At 52.9% G+C, this 16145-nt stretch carries 11 protein-coding genes; 5 read left to right on the top strand and 6 right to left on the bottom strand.

What is annotated here, in order from left to right; all coding sequences use genetic code 11:
• Positions 1-5: 5 nt before the first annotated feature.
• Entirely contained in the window at positions 6-755 is a 750-nt protein-coding gene (locus JYE49_RS14565) for a YlmH/Sll1252 family protein (protein ID WP_093956891.1), read from the bottom strand.
• 217 nt (positions 756-972) lie between these two features.
• Here JYE49_RS14565 and JYE49_RS14560 point away from each other — a divergent pair, with 217 nt between their 5' ends.
• Entirely contained in the window at positions 973-2055 is a 1083-nt protein-coding gene (locus tag JYE49_RS14560; protein ID WP_093956892.1) for an endo-1,4-beta-xylanase, read from the top strand.
• 97 nt (positions 2056-2152) lie between these two features.
• Here the strand turns inward: JYE49_RS14560 and JYE49_RS14555 are convergent, their stop codons facing one another.
• Both JYE49_RS14555 and JYE49_RS14550 read right to left on the bottom strand, forming a co-directional pair.
• Positions 2153-2545 (bottom strand): MerR family transcriptional regulator, encoded by a 393-nt coding sequence (locus JYE49_RS14555; RefSeq protein WP_093956893.1) that lies wholly within the window; start codon positions 2543-2545, stop codon positions 2153-2155.
• Positions 2546-2773: 228 nt separating this feature from the next.
• Complete coding sequence (locus JYE49_RS14550; RefSeq protein ID WP_093956894.1) at positions 2774-3742, bottom strand: Gfo/Idh/MocA family protein; 969 nt, start codon at positions 3740-3742, stop codon at positions 2774-2776.
• 360 nt (positions 3743-4102) lie between these two features.
• Between JYE49_RS14550 and JYE49_RS14545 the strand changes: the two genes are divergently transcribed.
• From JYE49_RS14545 to JYE49_RS14530, 4 genes are all read left to right on the top strand, one after another.
• Positions 4103-5236, top strand: a complete 1134-nt coding sequence (locus JYE49_RS14545; protein ID WP_093956895.1) for an aldo/keto reductase — start codon at positions 4103-4105, stop codon at positions 5234-5236.
• Positions 5237-5262: 26 nt separating this feature from the next.
• Positions 5263-6438 (top strand): iron-containing alcohol dehydrogenase, encoded by a 1176-nt coding sequence (locus JYE49_RS14540; RefSeq protein WP_093956896.1) that lies wholly within the window; start codon positions 5263-5265, stop codon positions 6436-6438.
• A 134-nt stretch (positions 6439-6572) separates the two neighbouring features.
• On the top strand, positions 6573-8372 hold the full coding sequence (locus JYE49_RS14535; RefSeq protein WP_179217290.1) for an ABC transporter ATP-binding protein: 1800 nt from the start codon (positions 6573-6575) through the stop codon (positions 8370-8372).
• A 3-nt stretch (positions 8373-8375) separates the two neighbouring features.
• Positions 8376-10172 carry an ABC transporter ATP-binding protein gene (locus JYE49_RS14530; protein ID WP_093956898.1) on the top strand — a complete coding sequence of 599 codons (1797 nt, stop codon included), beginning with the start codon at positions 8376-8378 and terminating at the stop codon, positions 10170-10172.
• 82 nt (positions 10173-10254) lie between these two features.
• Here JYE49_RS14530 and JYE49_RS14525 read toward each other — a convergent pair whose 3' ends face one another.
• The 3 genes from JYE49_RS14525 to JYE49_RS14515 form a co-directional block, all read right to left on the bottom strand.
• Positions 10255-11340: a helix-turn-helix domain-containing protein gene (locus tag JYE49_RS14525; protein WP_093956899.1), complete on the bottom strand. Its 1086-nt coding sequence runs from the start codon at positions 11338-11340 to the stop codon at positions 10255-10257.
• Positions 11341-11841: 501 nt separating this feature from the next.
• A complete protein-coding gene (locus JYE49_RS14520; protein WP_179217291.1) occupies positions 11842-13902 on the bottom strand; it encodes a glycoside hydrolase family 36 protein in 2061 nt (686 codons plus the stop codon).
• 181 nt (positions 13903-14083) lie between these two features.
• Positions 14084-16078, bottom strand: a complete 1995-nt coding sequence (locus tag JYE49_RS14515; RefSeq protein ID WP_093956901.1) for an ABC transporter substrate-binding protein — start codon at positions 16076-16078, stop codon at positions 14084-14086.
• Positions 16079-16145 lie beyond the last annotated feature (67 nt).

Below are 16145 nucleotides of genomic sequence, written 5' to 3'. Positions count from 1 at the left end.
AACTTTCAAACGTATTTGCGCAGGCTAACCCACAGCCTGCTCTTTTTTGTTTCATATTCTATTCCGTCATATACTGCCTTACCGAAGCCTCGCACCGACAGGATATCCCCTTCCTTCAGCCTCGTGCTCTTGTCTGTTATAACGCGTCCGTTCACAAACACTTTTTCCGCGCCGAACAGTTTTTCCGCCTGTCCCCGGGACAGTCCCGTGAAGGCCGCCGTTATGGCGTCCAGCCGTTCCGAAATCACATTCAGCCGCAGAGGGGCGTACTCGGGTTGGACTTCTGGAATGTCTGTTCCGCACACCTCTGCGTTTACCGCCGTTTTACGAACCTGTGTCAGGGAAGATGCCAGCATTTCCGCTGCGGAAGACAGACAGAAGAACCATGCCCTCTTGCCCTTCACCAGGATATCCCCGGTCAGGCTGCGGTCTATCCCCAGGTTCATGATTGCGCCCAGATAATCCCGGTGTGACAGTTCCTCCGCGTATTTCATGGACTTTGGCGTCACAGCCACCACGCTGATCGGCGGCAGCGGCTGCCCCGCCTCCCTTTCATCTCCTGCGGCGAGAATCTTCCGCTCCGCGGCCTCATGCCCTCCCGTCAGGACAAAAGAGTAACGTGCCGCTTCCGGGCTGCGCAGAAGCTCATCCTGCTCAGCCGGTGTTAAAAAGCCGGAATACTGCCAGCTTCCGGTACGTTCACTTCTCCGGCACAGATCCAACAGATGCCGGAGCGTTGCTTCATTCTCGTTCATATAGCCTCGTTTAACTGATAGAATGATCTTCAGGCCCGGATCAGATCCGGCTTTTTCTTTTCACTGTTTTATTCTATCCTCCCGGATATTGTATGGCAAGATAAAAACAACCAGAAATAAGTATTGTTTAATCATTTGTTGGTACAACTTATTGACATAATGTACGTACAACGGTGTATAATTAATCAACAAAAATGATTAAGGAAGGGGATCTTGGATGAGCGAAATTCTTTCTCTGGCCAAGGCTTACGAAAAGTATTTCAAAATCGGAGCAGCGGTTTCCCCTATGCAGGTCAAAAAGCATCACGACCTGCTTCTGCAGCAGTTCAACAGTCTGACGGCAGAAAACGAAATGAAGTATGAACCGACCGAGCCGGAGGAAGGGAAATTCTGTTTTGATCTGGCAGATCCCATTGTGGCTATGGCACGGGAGATGAGCGTGAAAATCCGTGCCCATGCGCCTGTCTGGCATAACCAGACGCCCGCCTGGATGTATCTTGACGGTGACCGTCCCGCCGCGCCGGAGTTGATTTATGAGCGCATTGATGCCCACAGCAAAGCCCTGTGTGAGCACTTCAACCAGGATGTATATGCCTGGGATGTGGTGAATGAAGCCACCCGGGATGACGTACCCGATCCGGAAAAGAATCCGGGAGAAAGCCCCGTTTATCGCAACAGTGAGTACTATAAACTCTGCGGCACCGGCTTCATCGAAGCAGCCTTCCGCTCCATGTCCAAATATGCCGCCCCTGATGCCCAGCTCTTTTATAACGACTATAGCGAAACTGTCCCGGATAAACGGGATCGTATCGTTTCCCTGATCCGTAACCTGCAGGAAAAAGGCTGCCGCGTCGACGGTATCGGTATGCAGCAGCACCATATGGCAGTTCCCGATTATGACGAAATCAAACGCTCCATCGAAATCTACGCAAATATGGGCCTGCGTATCCATGTGACCGAGCTGGATATCTCCATGATGGCCACCTTCAATCAGGGTAATTACCGCCTTAAGCCGGGAGACCCGGGATTTGAGGAATATATTAAGGAAGCACTGAAAACAACTCCCGAAAAGCTCGCAAAGATCAACAAAATCTACGTCAAACTCTTCGAGATCTATCGCAGCTATGCCGATGTGATCGACTGCGTCACCACCTGGGGTATAGCGGACGATTATACCTGGCTGGATTTCTTCGGAATGAAGCCTGGTTCACCAATCATCAAGCAGCATCCTCTGCTCTTTGACATCAACGGTGAACCAAAGCCCTGCGTCGCGCAGCTCATCGATGCCGTCAAAAACTGACCCAAACCAGACAAGGGGACGGTTCTTTTGTCTGGTTCGAACAATTTGTCATCCATGAAACACAGCAGCCGTCCGGACTTTCCGGACGGCCGTCTTCTTATGCCTGCTTATCTTTTTTCTGTTCAGCCTGATACGCCTTCAGTTTCTCTGTGAAGAAGTTCAGCTTCCAGGTCACCTTGTCCAGGTGCTCCTGCATTTCTGCCATACGTTCCAGCACCCGTTCCCTGTGCTCCCTCAGAAGCTCCACCCGTTCCTCCAGCGTGTGATCTCCTTCATGGGTCAGCTGCACAAACCGGGCGATTTCCTGGATGGACATGCCGGTGTTCTTCAGGCAGCGGATCAGTCCCAGCCTTTCCAGGTCCTCGTCCGTATACTGACGGAATCCCCCCTGGCTCCGCTCCACGCCGGAGATCAAGCCTTCCTTCTCATAATACCGCAGAGTATGGGTTGAAAGTCCCGTTTTATTGCTTACATCCTGAATCGAATACATATTGAACCTCCCGGTTATCACCTTAGAGTAAACTTCAACTTCATGTCAATTCTACCCGATAAACTCCTGTCTGTAAAGATCAGGAGTTTATATCATGTCGCGAAGCGATATTTCATATTGGCCGGAACGGCCAATATTTCACAAATCAGCGCAGCTGATTTATTTCACATCCGTCGCAGACGGATATTTCATTTTCAAGTCAAACCTTTCCGGCCTGTCAACTGATCATCAATATCCGATTTCCTTCAGTATCCTGTCCGTAACCCGTGCAACCAGCAGTGAGAAGTCCTTGGACACATGCGGCTTTTCTCCGGTCAGGATACAGTGGCTCAGCTGTTCCGATTCCAGGGAATAGTTGTTCGGTGCGGTCACCGTCTTTGTTTCCTTCACCCCGTTTCGGATAATGGTATACGGAATCTCTCCGCACTGGTTGAACTCCACCGGGGATACGATCTCACCCAGGGTTCCGTGGATATGGAACCGGTCCAGCCGTCCGGTCGGCAGCAACATGCCGCAGTCCAGGTTTGCCACCGCTTCATTTTCATACAGCAGCAGGGCTGAAGTGAACAGGTCAATCTTTTTGTCAGAGAACTGTGCTGTCGCCCGTACAGTATCCGGCTCCTTCCCCAGCATCCACATTGCCATGCTGATTGCATAGCAGCCGAGGTCATACAGGGCTCCGCCGTATGTTTCCTTCCGCAGGCGGATATCCGTATCCGGTCTCCTGCCTGTGATGAATGCAGACTCCAGGTACCGGATTTCTCCGATCACGCCGGCGTCCAGCTCTGCCTTCACAGCTTTCACAAACGGGCTGTGCAGATAGGCAAAGGCCTCCATCAACATAACGCCGTTTTCCTCCGCCGCCTGGAACATCTCTTTAGCCTGCGCTTCTGAAACCGCCAGCGGCTTTTCACACAGCACATGTTTCTTTGCCTTCAGGGCTTTAACCGTCCACTCACAGTGAATATCATTGGGCAGCGGAATATAAACCGCTTCCACCTCCGGATCTGCCAGCAGTTCATCATAGCTGCCGTAAGCCTTCTGAAAGCCAAACTCTTCCTGATATAGTTTTGCTTTTTCCAGTTTTCTGCCCGCAATGGCATACAGCTCGCAGTGCTCCGCCAGCTGCATGCCCGGTATTGTCTGTCCCCGGGCAATATCCGCTGTTCCCAGTACGCCCCACTTAACTTTTCTCATAATAATCCTCCCGTAAGTATTCAACGTTTTTTCTGTGACCCAATCATAAACCTTAAAGTTTACTCTAAGTCAACAGCCGCAAATGATAAAGTCATATCCATCATTCACAATGTGAATACCATTCCCCCGCTTCGCCCGATTTATGTGCGTCAGTGTCTTTGCGGACAAAGGCGCAGCGCAATCGGAGGATGTGGTTCAGTTTTTCAGCAACTCTCCGCCGCAACGGATAATTCTGAATTATGAATTTTGAATTGGAAACTGCCACTTGTTTACTATTGACTTAGAGCTAGCTCTAAGGTCTATCATATCCTTACACCAGACATTTTTCTCCCCTGACACATTAGGAAGGAGGATCTTTATATGAAATACCGCACCATGGGTAAACTCGGCATCAAATCCTCTGCCTTCGGCCTGGGCTGCATGCGTTTCAATGGCGCCGCCTCCGGAGACAGCGTCATTGACGAACAGAAAGCCGTCTCCCTGATTCGCCGGGCCATCGACGGCGGCGTCACATACATCGACACCGCCTATGTCTATCTGGACAAAACATCCGAAATTGTCCTGGGTAAAGCCCTGCAGGACGATTACCGCGACAAGGTCACCATCGCTACCAAAGTCCCGCCGGATGCGGTCAACAGCCGTGCGGATATGGAAACCATCCTGGCGGAAGAGCTGAAAAAGCTGCAGACAGACCATATCGACTTCTACCTCATGCATGCCATGAACAAGCAGAAGTGGGAGCATATGAAAGCCATCGGCGCGCCTCAGTTCTTTGATGATATGAAAAAGGAAGGAAAGATCCGCTACAAGTGCTTCTCCTTCCACGGCCCCTACGAGGAATTCGAGTATATCCTCAATGACTGGGACTGGGATATGTGCCAGATTCAGTATAACTTCATGGACATCAACAATCAGGCCGGCACCAAGGGGCTGGAACTGGCCGGAAGCAAGGGAATCCCGGTAGTCATCATGGAAGGCCTCCTCGGCGGCCGTCTGGCCAATGCACCGGACAACGTGCAGGCACTTTATGATGCCTTCCCGGTAAAACGTTCTCCCGTGGAATGGGCTTTCCGCTGGCTCTGCAACCATCCGGAAGTATCCGTAGTCCTGTCCGGCTGCAACGAATCGGAACAGATTGATGAAAACCTGCGGATCTTCGATACTGTGGATACCGGCATCATGAGTGAGGAAGAACTGAAGCTCATGGACGATGTTCGTGCTGCCTACATCAGCCGCACCAAGATCGGCTGCACCGGCTGCCGCTACTGCATGCCCTGTCCCAACGGCGTCAACATTCCCGGTCTGTTCTCCGTCTGGAACAATGTGTCCCTCTACGGCATTGACCCAAAGGAAGATTGGGGTTTCAGGATGATCATGAAGAATGATGCCGGTGCGGATAAGTGTCTCGCCTGCGGTGCCTGTGAAGCCGCATGCCCCCAGCACCTGAACATTATCGACAGCCTGAGCACCGCCTGGAGCGAGTTGAATCCTTAAATATCTGAAAGGAGATTTCTGCCAGTATGAATAATTTTACCTTCTATTCTCCCACCTGTTTCGTCTTCGGTAAGGATTCTGAAAGCCAGGCCGGTGCGCTGGTCAGGCGTTTCGGCGGAAGCCGTGTCCTCATCCACTTCGGCGGCGGCAGCGCCCTGCGTTCCGGTTTGATCGACCGGGTGGAAGCCTCCCTGGAAGCTGCGGGCATCACCAGTTTCCGCCTCGGCGGCGTAAAACCCAATCCCCGCAGCGGTCTGGTTTATGAAGGCATAGAACTCTGCCGCAGGGAAAAGATCGATTTCATTCTCGCCGTCGGCGGTGGTTCTTCCATTGACTCTGCCAAGGCAATTGCTGCCGGTACTGTCTATGACGGAGACTTCTGGGATTTCTACAGCGGCAAGCCGATTACTGAAGCACTTCCCGTCGGTACTGTGCTGACCATCTCCGCCGCGGGCAGCGAAGGCAGCCCGGACAGCGTCATCACGCTGGAAAACGGCATGTATAAACGGGGTGCCAGCGGTGATGCCATCCGTCCGAAGTTCTCTATCCTGAATCCCGCCCTGACCCAGACGCTGCCGGCTTTCCAGACAGCCGCCGGCATCACGGACATCATGGCCCACCTGTATGAGCGCTACCTCACCAACACCAAAGAGGTGGAAGTCACTGACCGGATGATCGAAGCGCTGCTGCTGACCATGATTCACGAAGGTCCGCGGGTCATCGCTGATCCGAATAACTATGAAGCCCGTGCAAACATCATGTGGGCCGGTATGATGGCACATAACAACTCCTGCGGTGTCGGCCGCAGCCAGGACTGGAACAGCCATAACATTGAGCATGAGCTCTCCGCCCTGTATGACTGCGCTCACGGTGCCGGCCTGGCAGTGACCCTGCCCGCCGTCTTCACCTATGTCATGAATCATGACGTTATGCGCTTTGCCCAGGTTGCCGTCCGGGTCTGGGGCTGCCAGATGGACTTTGCCCATCCGGAAGTTACTGCCAAAGAGGGCATTGAGAAGCTGCGTCAGTTCTTCATCTCCATCGGTATGCCCCGCAACTTTGCGGAACTCGGCGCCCGTGAGGAAGATATTCCCGTGCTGGTCGAGAACCTCTGCCGCGGCGACGGCCGTCCCGGAACCATCTCCGGTTTCGTCACCTTGAATGAGGATGATTGTGCTAACATTTACAGATTGATGCTGTAAGCATCAATCTGTAAATGTTCACTCTTCACTCTTCACTCTTCACTCTTCACTTTTCACTCTTCACTCATCACCGCAGACCGGAGGTCTCCCTCCGGTCTGTATACTCTTCACTGGAGAATTCTCCCGAGGTTTTTATGCGCAAGCAATTTGCCTGGCTGTGGAAGAATATGGACGCACCCTTCCGCCGCCGCCATGTCATCGCCCTGTGCGTATGCGCCTTCACCTGTCTTTTGCTGCTGGTGAACCCTGCGCTTTCCCAGCGTCTCATTGATGACGTCATTGTTGCAGGCAATCCGAAACCCCTGCTTTCCATCCTGGCTGTCATGCTGGTGGTCAAGCTCGGCCGGGAAGGCCTGCGGTATATGATGGTCATCTTTCTGGAAAAAGATTCCCAGAATGTGGTCTTCAATCTTCGCCGCCGTCTGTTCAGCAAAATGCAATATAACGATATGGCCTTCTTTGATACCCACCGCACCGGCGACCTCATGACCCGTATGAGCGCCGACCTGGACTGGTGCCGTCATTTCCTGAGCTATATTGATTACCGCATCATCGACGCGGTATGCACTTTCCTCTTTGCTACAATTTATCTCCTGCTGGTCAATTGGAAGCTGACCCTGCTTCTGATTATCATTACGCCTATCCTGCTGCTGATCACCAAATTCTTTTCCCGTCACGTCCGTCCCCGCTTTGTTTTTATGCGTGAAAAGCTGTCGGAGATGAACACCGCGGCACAGGAAAACATCGCCGGCAACCGGGTCGTGAAAGCCTTTGCCCGGGAGGAGTATGAGAAGGAGCGGTTTGAGCAGAAGAACCAGGCTTTCATGGACAGTCATCTGCGCATCAATAAGCTCTGGCTCACTTTCTTCCCCATTATCGAGCTGCTGGTCAACGCCATTCAGCTGGTCACGGTCTTCGTGGGCGGCCTGTTCATCATCAGGGGTGAACTGACTCCCGGCGAACTGGCCATCTTTACAGGACTCAGCTGGGCTGTCTCCAACCCCATGCGGGAGCTTGGCAACCTGATCAACGACCTGCAGCGTTTCTCCACCTCCGCCGCGAAGGTCATGGAGCTGTATTACGGCACACCCTCCATTGTGGATGCCCCGGATGCGGTTGCCCATGAACGTATGCAGGGAAAGATCGAGTTTGATCACGTTTCCTTCCGTTTCGATACCAAGCCGATCCTCACAGACGTATCCTTCTCGGTTCAGCCCGGTCAGACCGTAGCCGTCATGGGTCCCACAGGAAGCGGCAAAACCACGCTCATTCACCTGCTGGCCCGGTTTTATGATGTCTCCGAAGGCGCCATCCAGGTGGATGACTGTGATGTAAAACAATGGAAGCTCAGTGAGCTCCGGGGCGGCATCGGCACCGCCACCCAGGACGTCTTCCTCTTCTCGGATACCGTGGAAGGCAATATCGCCTTCGGCGATCAGTCCCTGACCCAGGAAGATGTTATGGATTTCGCCCGTCGGGCAGATGCCGCTGAATTTGCCGAAAAGCTTCCGGAAGGCTATGACACCATCATCGGCGAGCGCGGCGTCGGTCTCTCCGGCGGCCAGCGCCAGCGGATTGCCCTGGCCCGCGCCATGGCGGTCCGACCCGGCATCCTCATCATGGATGACACCACCTCCGCCGTGGACAGCGAGACAGAGCAGTATATCCAGGATCAGCTGCGCCACCTCCCCTATGAGTGCACCAAGTTCATCATTGCCCAGCGGATTTCTTCCATGCGGGACGCTGATCTGATCCTCGTCCTGCAGGATGGTAAAATCACCGAGCGCGGAACTCACAGTGAACTGCTGGCAAAGCGGGGGTATTACTGGCAGACCTACTGCCTGCAATATGGCATCCCCATGGATGAAGAACAATCCACAGCCTCCGGCAGCAACAGTGCTGTCGGCGCCCCGGCTGCCGGAATGGGGGTGTAAGAGATGGCAAGGAATAAATTCGACGTTGACGAGCGTCTGGAATCCCCGTTCCGCTGGCAGCACCTGAAGCGGGCGGGTAAATACATTGCCCGGCATAAATACAAAATGCTGGCCGCGCTGCTGCTCAGCGCCATGGCCAGCGTTGCCTCCCTCTTTATCCCCAAGATCACCCAGTGGGTGCTGGATGAAGCCGTTCCCAACAAGGATACCGCCATGATCGGCCGGATGGCCCTCCTCTTTGTGGGCATCATCGCCCTGGGCATCGTGTTTACCACCATCCGTTCCCGGATGATGGCCCACGTCAGCCAGCGGATCATTCATGATATCCGCAGCGACCTGTTTGCCCACCTGCAGAAACTGCCCTTCAGCTATTATGATTCCCGGCCCGCCGGCAAAATCCTGGTCCGGGTCATCAACTACGTCAACTCCGTTTCGGATATCCTGTCAAACGGTATCATCAACATGATCCTGGAGATCATTAACCTGGTCTTCATTGTGGTCTTCATGTTCTCCACCAATACCACCCTGGCGCTGGTCATCATCGCAGGCCTGCCGTTCTTCATCGGCATCATCATCCTCATCAAACCCCGCCAGCGCCGTGCCTGGCAGAACCAGAGTAACAAGAACAGCAATTATAATGCCTATCTGGCGGAATCCATCGACGGCGTCCGCGTCAGTCAGCTCTTTGACCGTCAGGAGGTTAACATTTCCATCATGGAACGGTTGGCCAACGCCTGCCGTGATGCCTGGCTGCGCGCCATAAAAATCAGCAATACTGTTTGGCTTTCCAGCGAAACCATGACGCAGCTGGTGCTGACCTTCCTTTATATCGCCGGCGTCTACTGGATGGGTGGCGGTAAGATGGTCTCCTTCGGCGTGATCCTCGCCATGGGACAGTATGTCAGCCGTTTCTGGCAGCCCATTACCAACCTGGCAAATATCTATAATTCCTTCGTCAACAACATTGCCTACCTCGAACGGATCTTTGAAACCATGGACGAGCCTGTCATCGTGGATGACGTACCGGATGCAGAAGAGCTTCCGCCCATCACCGGTGAAGTGGATTATCAGGATGTCACCTTCGCCTATGAGGAAAACATCAACGTCCTGGAGCACATGAATCTCCACGTCCGTGCCGGTGAAAGCATCGCCCTCGTTGGTCCTACCGGAGCGGGAAAGAGCACCGTCATCAATCTGCTTTGCCGCTTCTATAACCTGAACGGCGGAAAAATCCTCCTGCACGATCAGGATGGCAAAGCGCACGATATCAGCCAGGTAACGCTCCATTCCCTGCGCAGCCAGCTGGGTATCATGCTGCAGGACAGCTTCATCTTCTCCGGCACCATCATGGACAACATCCGCTACGGCCGTCTGGATGCCACGGACTGTGAAGTCATCCAGGCCGCCCGCCGTGTCCGGGCAGATGAACTCATCCGGAAGATGCCCCAGGGCTATCAGACGGAAATCAAGGAACGCGGCGGCAACCTCAGCCAGGGAGAAAAGCAGTTGATTGCCTTCGCCCGGACGCTCCTGTCCGACCCGGCGATCCTCATTCTGGATGAAGCCACCTCTTCCATTGATACGCAGACAGAAAAACTCCTTCAGGAAGGCATTCGGGAAATGCTCCGGGGACGGACCAGCATCATCGTCGCCCACCGGCTCAGCACCATCAAAAACTGTGACCGGATCCTGTATATCAGCAACAAAGGCATCGCTGAAATGGGATCCCATGATGAACTGATGGCGAAAAAAGGCCTCTACTATCAGCTGTATACAGCACAAGTAGATCCGTCAGCTTAAGCAGGCGGATCTTTTTTATCTTCATATATTCTTTTCAATATCATTCTCATCGGCAAGCCGATTTCTTGCGCGGCCTCTGCTGTTAATCCTTCATCAATTCGTTGAATTTCTGTTTGAACATGTCGCTTGTGATCTCTTTGTTTTCATCCATCGTCCTTCTCAGGCTTTCCAGCGCGGTTGGCCCTCCGTTGTCATATACATTTGATACACATACATGGTCCGCAAAAACGATGTTCTCCAGCGTCCTCAGCGGATTCGCATCAAACTCCCTGGCCATCCTCACAGCTTCCCGCATGCTGTCTTCTGCCTCCCTGCCTTTGCCGCTTCTATCCTCTCCAAAGGCCCGTACCAGATAATAAAGGCTGATAATCTTGTCCAGGTAACACGCTTTTTCCGGGTCATCCTTCAGGTTCTTCAGGTAATCGATTGTCCACTGGGCAGCCCGGATGCCCTTTTCTACCTCTTTTGTTTCCCTGTAGTAGATAATATAACCGCTGATAACACTGATCATCTGGCTGATACTGTTCAGGAAAGCGGTTTCCGTGTATTTGATACCTTCCTTCAGCTGCTTTTCTTTCTCAATCAGGATTAGTCCGATCTCGGCGTCATTGTTGCCGCACAGGTTATTTTTCTTATATTCTTCAACGGCTTTCTTATAGTCTTCCAGCGAGGAATAGCATTCGGCTATATAGTTACGCAGTTCAACTTCATTGATCTCCGGATCTTTGTTCTGGGAAAACAGGTCAATCGCGTGCCGGAGCAGCTCAATGGCCCGTTTCAGTTCGTCATGTTGGCGATAAACGACGCCGATCTGCATATGGCATTTTGCCGCTCCGAGGACTATGTCGAAATGATTGGGAAATTTGATCAGCAAACTGTCATATTCCTTTGCGGTTTCCTCAATCGTATGTTCCTTGTAAAAGGCTTTAAGTCTCTCTACTTCTGTTTCCGCGTTGTTTCCGTGCATCGTGAACCCGATCAGAGCATCGACCGATACATGAAATAGTTCGGCAATCTGCATGACATACAGGAGATCTGGTTCAGAAGCTCCTCGCTCCCATTTCGAGATGGTACCCAGCGTGATTCCGAGCCTCTCTGCAAGCTGTTCCTGGCTGAGGCCCATGTTTTTCCGATAAATGCGGATATTTTCTGCCAGTTTATTTTCCATGTCTTTCCTCCGAAAATGATCATATTGTGATTGACGGAAATCGTGTTTGTCATGATTGCTTCCTCCTTATCAGCTTTCGCCGTTTCCCTTGGTTCGCAATCATCATACCCGATTCATTTTCCCTATTGAACACCCAATTCGTATAACTTGTCAAATATTTATTCTACGTTTCGTAGAATTATGTCCTTCTTTTATCATTATGCATTAGAAAAACGAGCAACCCCTGTGTACGCACAGGGGTTTGCTCGTTTCTATCTATTCACTTCCGCTGCGTCCGCGCTGCCTTTGCCGTTCCCGGATTTACCTCTTGCCATGAACGCCTCCGCCAGTCACCCCGCAGCCTCATTGGACTTCCTGTATCCTTTTTACGGGTCTCCCTTTCTTCCTCTCACCTCCTGTTATTATACTGTCCTTCTTCTTTGTGACTACATTATTACATACTTTATTTCGATTGTCAACACTTTTTTAACAATTTTGTAAAATATTTTTTTATTTTGAATATCAATCTCCTGTGTGAATCGCAATTGCTTCAAACGGAGCTTTCAGTTCCACCGTCAGCCTGCCGTTTTCCAATGCAATCTTATTGTCTTCGCTGTTCATCACCCTCAGGATCCGTTTCCCGGATACCGGCAGGGTGACCTTCTCCGGCAGATCCCCGCCAAAGGTATGGACGACTGTCAGCGTTTCCCCGCCTGCTGTCCGGCAGACCGCCTGCCAGCCTTCCGGGTGCCGCCAGCTCTGGGAAACATCACCGTGGAAAGCGGAAACGCCGTCCCGGATGATATTTCTCACTTCTTTAAAAAAGCTGATTCCCTCATCCACCTTGGCCCACTGCTCTTCAGACAGCTCCCACACATCGCCGGAAATACACATCACTCCCAGAAAAGTGTTGATCAGTGAATAATTGATCCTGCGGATACTGTCACTCGCCCGCAGTGCCGCCCAGATCTGGGACTGGCCCGGCAGGATCAGCCTGTGCAGCTGTGCCGCGATAATCGGGATCTCCTCGCACTCATGCGCGTCCGAGAAGGATGCCATATCCGTCACGCCCATCAGTGAAGGCTCCAGCCGGTGGCCGCCGGAGGAGCAGTTTTCAATCCACAGTTCCGGGATTTCCCTCCGCATCCGGCGAAAGAATTCCAGCATAGCCTGCATGTTCTGCCGCAGACCTTCACCCAGGCTGTCCGGATCATCGCAGCCTGCGCCGATACAGTCGTTATAGTCAATCTTCGTATATCCGAAACCGCATTTCTTCAGCAGTCCGATTACCCGCTCATCAAGGTATGCCTGAACCTCCGGTTTGCGGAGATCCAGGAACCGGCGGTTATCTGTATCAATCACCGTACCCCGGCGGGTCAGCAGCATTTCTTCCTTCCGGAAGATATCCGCTCCCTTTGCGCATGTCTCCGGCTCAAACCAGATTCCGGGAATCATGCCGTGCGCCCGGATCATGTCCGCCGTTGCCTTCAGTCCTTCCGGGAACATATTTTTTTCTTCCGGAATCCAGTCCCCGCCGCACTCATGCCAGGCCACACCTTCCCTGCGGTACCAGCCCGCGTCAATCACCAGGAAGTCAATTCCGTGGCCCTGAATCCGGTCCGTAATCTTGGTCAGGTTCTCATGGCTCGGATCACCCCAGGTGGTGCAGTATTCGTTGAACAGCACCGGCAGTTCCGCATCCGGCCGGGGCATATTGGCCCGGTGGACTGTCAGCAGCCGCTGGCTCACCCGGTCAATGCCGCCGCGTCCCACCGTCACATAAGCTTCAGGTGTTTCAAAGCTTTCTCCCGGTGCGACAGTCTTCGCCCACTGGCCGAAATCATCATCCGGCAGGGACGCCATCATATTCAGTCGGTCATCCTTCCGGCGGATTTCCATCTGCCAGGAGGAAGGACAGGCTATCTGCATAGCCCAGGTCACGTCGTTTGCCGTGTCCTCAACTGCCGCAAAGGGAAACCAGCCCCGCACCGGCATGGAGCCAACCTGGCCAAACTTCACCACCCGTAGCGCATGGCCCGTCCAGGACCGCTCCAGCATCGCTTCCTCAATGGTATCCGTGATCAGCCTGCCCTCTGCGCTCCAGGCGCTTCCCGCCCGGTGCAGCAGCAGGGTACCGTGGGCATCTCCGTCCGCAAAGGGTGTAATCCCGCCAAAGTTCAGGCTGGAAAGCAGGTCCAGCGTCACCGGTTTCCCTGTCCGGTTTTCAAACCGGACAGAAACCCGCAGGGCTTCCAGTCCTTCTTCCCATTTCAGCGTATGGAAAACTGTGCGGCCGTTCTCGTCTGCAAGCTCGGTCACCACCATATTGCCTTCCTTTACCTGATTCACAAAACGCATACGGTCGGTGGCTGTTGTTGTGGCCATCGTATGGCCGTTTCCGTAACCATTCGGCAGCTGGTCACCCCTTGCGTGAATCTGAACCAGGTTCTCCAGCGCATACTGATGTTCCCGCACCTGATCCTTCATCCCGGCCGGGACCAGGGTCATTCCCATATGGTTTTGTTCATCCAGCCACCAGGTTACAGTCATATCCCCAAACCGGTATTCGCTGTATTGTTTCATTTTTTCTCCTCCGGGTGTTTTCCGTTTAGCTAAAAGCATAAAGGAAAAGGCCCTGCGATGCAAGGTCTTTTCCTCTTCTCTTATGGATTCATTTTTGCATATTTATCCGCTCGTTCTGAACAAATCCATGTGTCTCATCAGTAATAATTCTGAATTCTTAATTCTTAATTCTGAATTATATTTATTCCTCTTCCGGTACTTCCGGCACATAGTCCGACAGGTAAGCACCTATGGAAGCTTCCGGCCAGGAAATATTCGACGCAATCTTATACTCGTGCAGCACCTGCGGATAGAAGTCAAAGTACACGTTGGAATACATCGGCAGCAGCGGCAGCTGCTCTGCGAAACGCTTCTGGAAGGCCAGCCATTTCGTGCAATAGCCCATCAGGTCTTCGGGCTCAGTCCGGCGCATATCCACTGCCAGTTTCCAGAGTTCGTCATCCGCCAGTCCGGAAGTTTTCCAGACGTGATGTCCTTCTTCATCCACCGTAAAACTAAGGGAAGGATCATACAGCAGGTCGAAGTTTGTCGCGAGGAAGTACATGTCATACTTCGTCTCGCTCATTCTGTAAAACTGGTACAGCATCGCGTCTGCGTCCATGGCTTCAACGATCAGCTCAATGCCGATCTCCTTCAGGGACTGTACCAGTGCGCCTTCCAGCGCTTCCCCGGCCGCACTTCCGGCCCCGTATGCCATCGTCAGCCGCAGCGGCACCAGGCCTTCTTCTGTCTGCTTATAGCGCAGCTTGTCAGATCCCTGGACAAAGCCGTCACCGTCTGCATTCCGGTTCCATCCGGCATTGTCCAGCAGCTCCGCAGCCTTTTCCAGATCCCTGTCATAGGGTTCGATATCTTCCAGCGACAGCGTTTCCCATTCTTCAATGGCCTTCTCGTATTCTGCCTTTTCTTTTTCAGTGGCATTCTCTTCCGGCTCTTCCACGGGATACTGTACGGTACCGTTCAGCAGCAGGTACATCCACTGACCCATGCCGAAGTAGCCCAGGCCCTTCATGCCGTAGCTGTCCAGGGCTTCCTTCACCACTTCATCCCGGTCCGCAGCATACGCGATAGCCTGTCTGACCGCCAGGTCATCCAGCGGTGCACGGTCTGTATTGAAGCTGATGAAACTCAGGCCGGTTCTGGCATAGTTGGCGGAAGTGTACATTTCATCCTCGGCTGCTTCGCCCAGCAGCTGCGTGATCGTCTCACCGTCGCTGACTTTGTTCAGCAGCGTTACCTTACCGTCATGGTAAGCGTCGATCATTTCATTCGAAGGCATCGAAATCATCGTGACCTTCTTGATCATAGGCTTCTGGCCTTTGGAATTGCCCTTGTACTGCGGGTTGATTTCAAACTTGGCCACGCCGTCCTCATAGGATGTCAGCACATACGGTCCGCTTGTCACGGACGGGTGAGTCCGGTAGCCGCTTGTTTCGTCCAGGATCGTACCCTTCAGCAGATCCGCCGTAAATACGGCTTCATCTCCGCCTTCCGTGTTGGTCAGGTATACGCCCTTTCCGTCATCCGCCACTTTCACGCCGGGAGCAATGACAGCTGCCGGATAAGGCACGCAGTCCAGCAGGCCCAGTTCGTAGAAGAAGGGCAGGTATGCATGGTCGATTGTGATGTGTATCAGATGATCGTCCAGCACCCTCACACCGGTGAGGTGATCGGTTTTTCCGCTGATGTAGTTGCTGTATCCGGCAATATATTCCGGCTGGTGCACGCTTGCGCCCAGTTCCTTCAGTTCCGGAGACATGGTCAGCAGGATAGAGAAGGCATAATCCCAGGCGGTCACCGGTGTGCCGTCGCTGTAGAACAGATCTTCGTACAGCGCCATAATAAAGGTAATATCGCCATTATCCGCCTGCTGCACATTCACACCGCTGATTACGGACTCATCTGGAACAAACACGCCGTCTTCCGTGTTCCATTCAATCAGGTTATATCCGTGGATCATGGCGCGTACGTCCATATCACTGCTGCCGTTTCCCCACAGATTGGTGAAGAAGTTCCCGGTCAGCGGCGTTGTGACGGCTACCGTCAGTTCTTCATAATCATATGTGATCTGCGGCTTTTCTTCAGCAACAGGTTCTTCCGCTGTTTCTGCCAGTCCGGCTGTAACAGCTGTCAGTGCCATCACGCATATGAGCAGATATGCCAGCAGTTTTTTCATTCAATCGTCCCCCTTGTTCACCTATAGGCCCGACACGCCGTTTCGGCGTGTCGGGGAAAGTAAGTAT

This window comes from Aristaeella hokkaidonensis, from assembly GCF_018128945.1.
GTDB classification, from domain to species: Bacteria; Bacillota; Clostridia; order Christensenellales; family Aristaeellaceae; genus Aristaeella; species Aristaeella hokkaidonensis.
Note: the sequence above shows the minus strand (reverse complement) of the source record. Positions and strands in the feature narration are given on the sequence as shown.

Excerpts from the sequence above, each read along its gene's own strand:
- JYE49_RS14565 (WP_093956891.1), bottom strand. The coding sequence starts at position 755 with ATGAACGAGAATGAAGCAACGCTCCGGCATCTGTTGGATCTGTGCCGG.
- JYE49_RS14560 (WP_093956892.1), top strand. The coding sequence starts at position 973 with ATGAGCGAAATTCTTTCTCTGGCCAAGGCTTACGAAAAGTATTTCAAA.
- JYE49_RS14555 (WP_093956893.1), bottom strand. The coding sequence starts at position 2,545 with ATGTATTCGATTCAGGATGTAAGCAATAAAACGGGACTTTCAACCCAT.
- JYE49_RS14550 (WP_093956894.1), bottom strand. The coding sequence starts at position 3,742 with ATGAGAAAAGTTAAGTGGGGCGTACTGGGAACAGCGGATATTGCCCGG.
- JYE49_RS14545 (WP_093956895.1), top strand. The coding sequence starts at position 4,103 with ATGAAATACCGCACCATGGGTAAACTCGGCATCAAATCCTCTGCCTTC.
- JYE49_RS14540 (WP_093956896.1), top strand. The coding sequence starts at position 5,263 with ATGAATAATTTTACCTTCTATTCTCCCACCTGTTTCGTCTTCGGTAAG.
- JYE49_RS14535 (WP_179217290.1), top strand. The coding sequence starts at position 6,573 with ATGCGCAAGCAATTTGCCTGGCTGTGGAAGAATATGGACGCACCCTTC.
- JYE49_RS14530 (WP_093956898.1), top strand. The coding sequence starts at position 8,376 with ATGGCAAGGAATAAATTCGACGTTGACGAGCGTCTGGAATCCCCGTTC.
- JYE49_RS14525 (WP_093956899.1), bottom strand. The coding sequence starts at position 11,340 with ATGGAAAATAAACTGGCAGAAAATATCCGCATTTATCGGAAAAACATG.
- JYE49_RS14520 (WP_179217291.1), bottom strand. The coding sequence starts at position 13,902 with ATGAAACAATACAGCGAATACCGGTTTGGGGATATGACTGTAACCTGG.
- JYE49_RS14515 (WP_093956901.1), bottom strand. The coding sequence starts at position 16,078 with ATGAAAAAACTGCTGGCATATCTGCTCATATGCGTGATGGCACTGACA.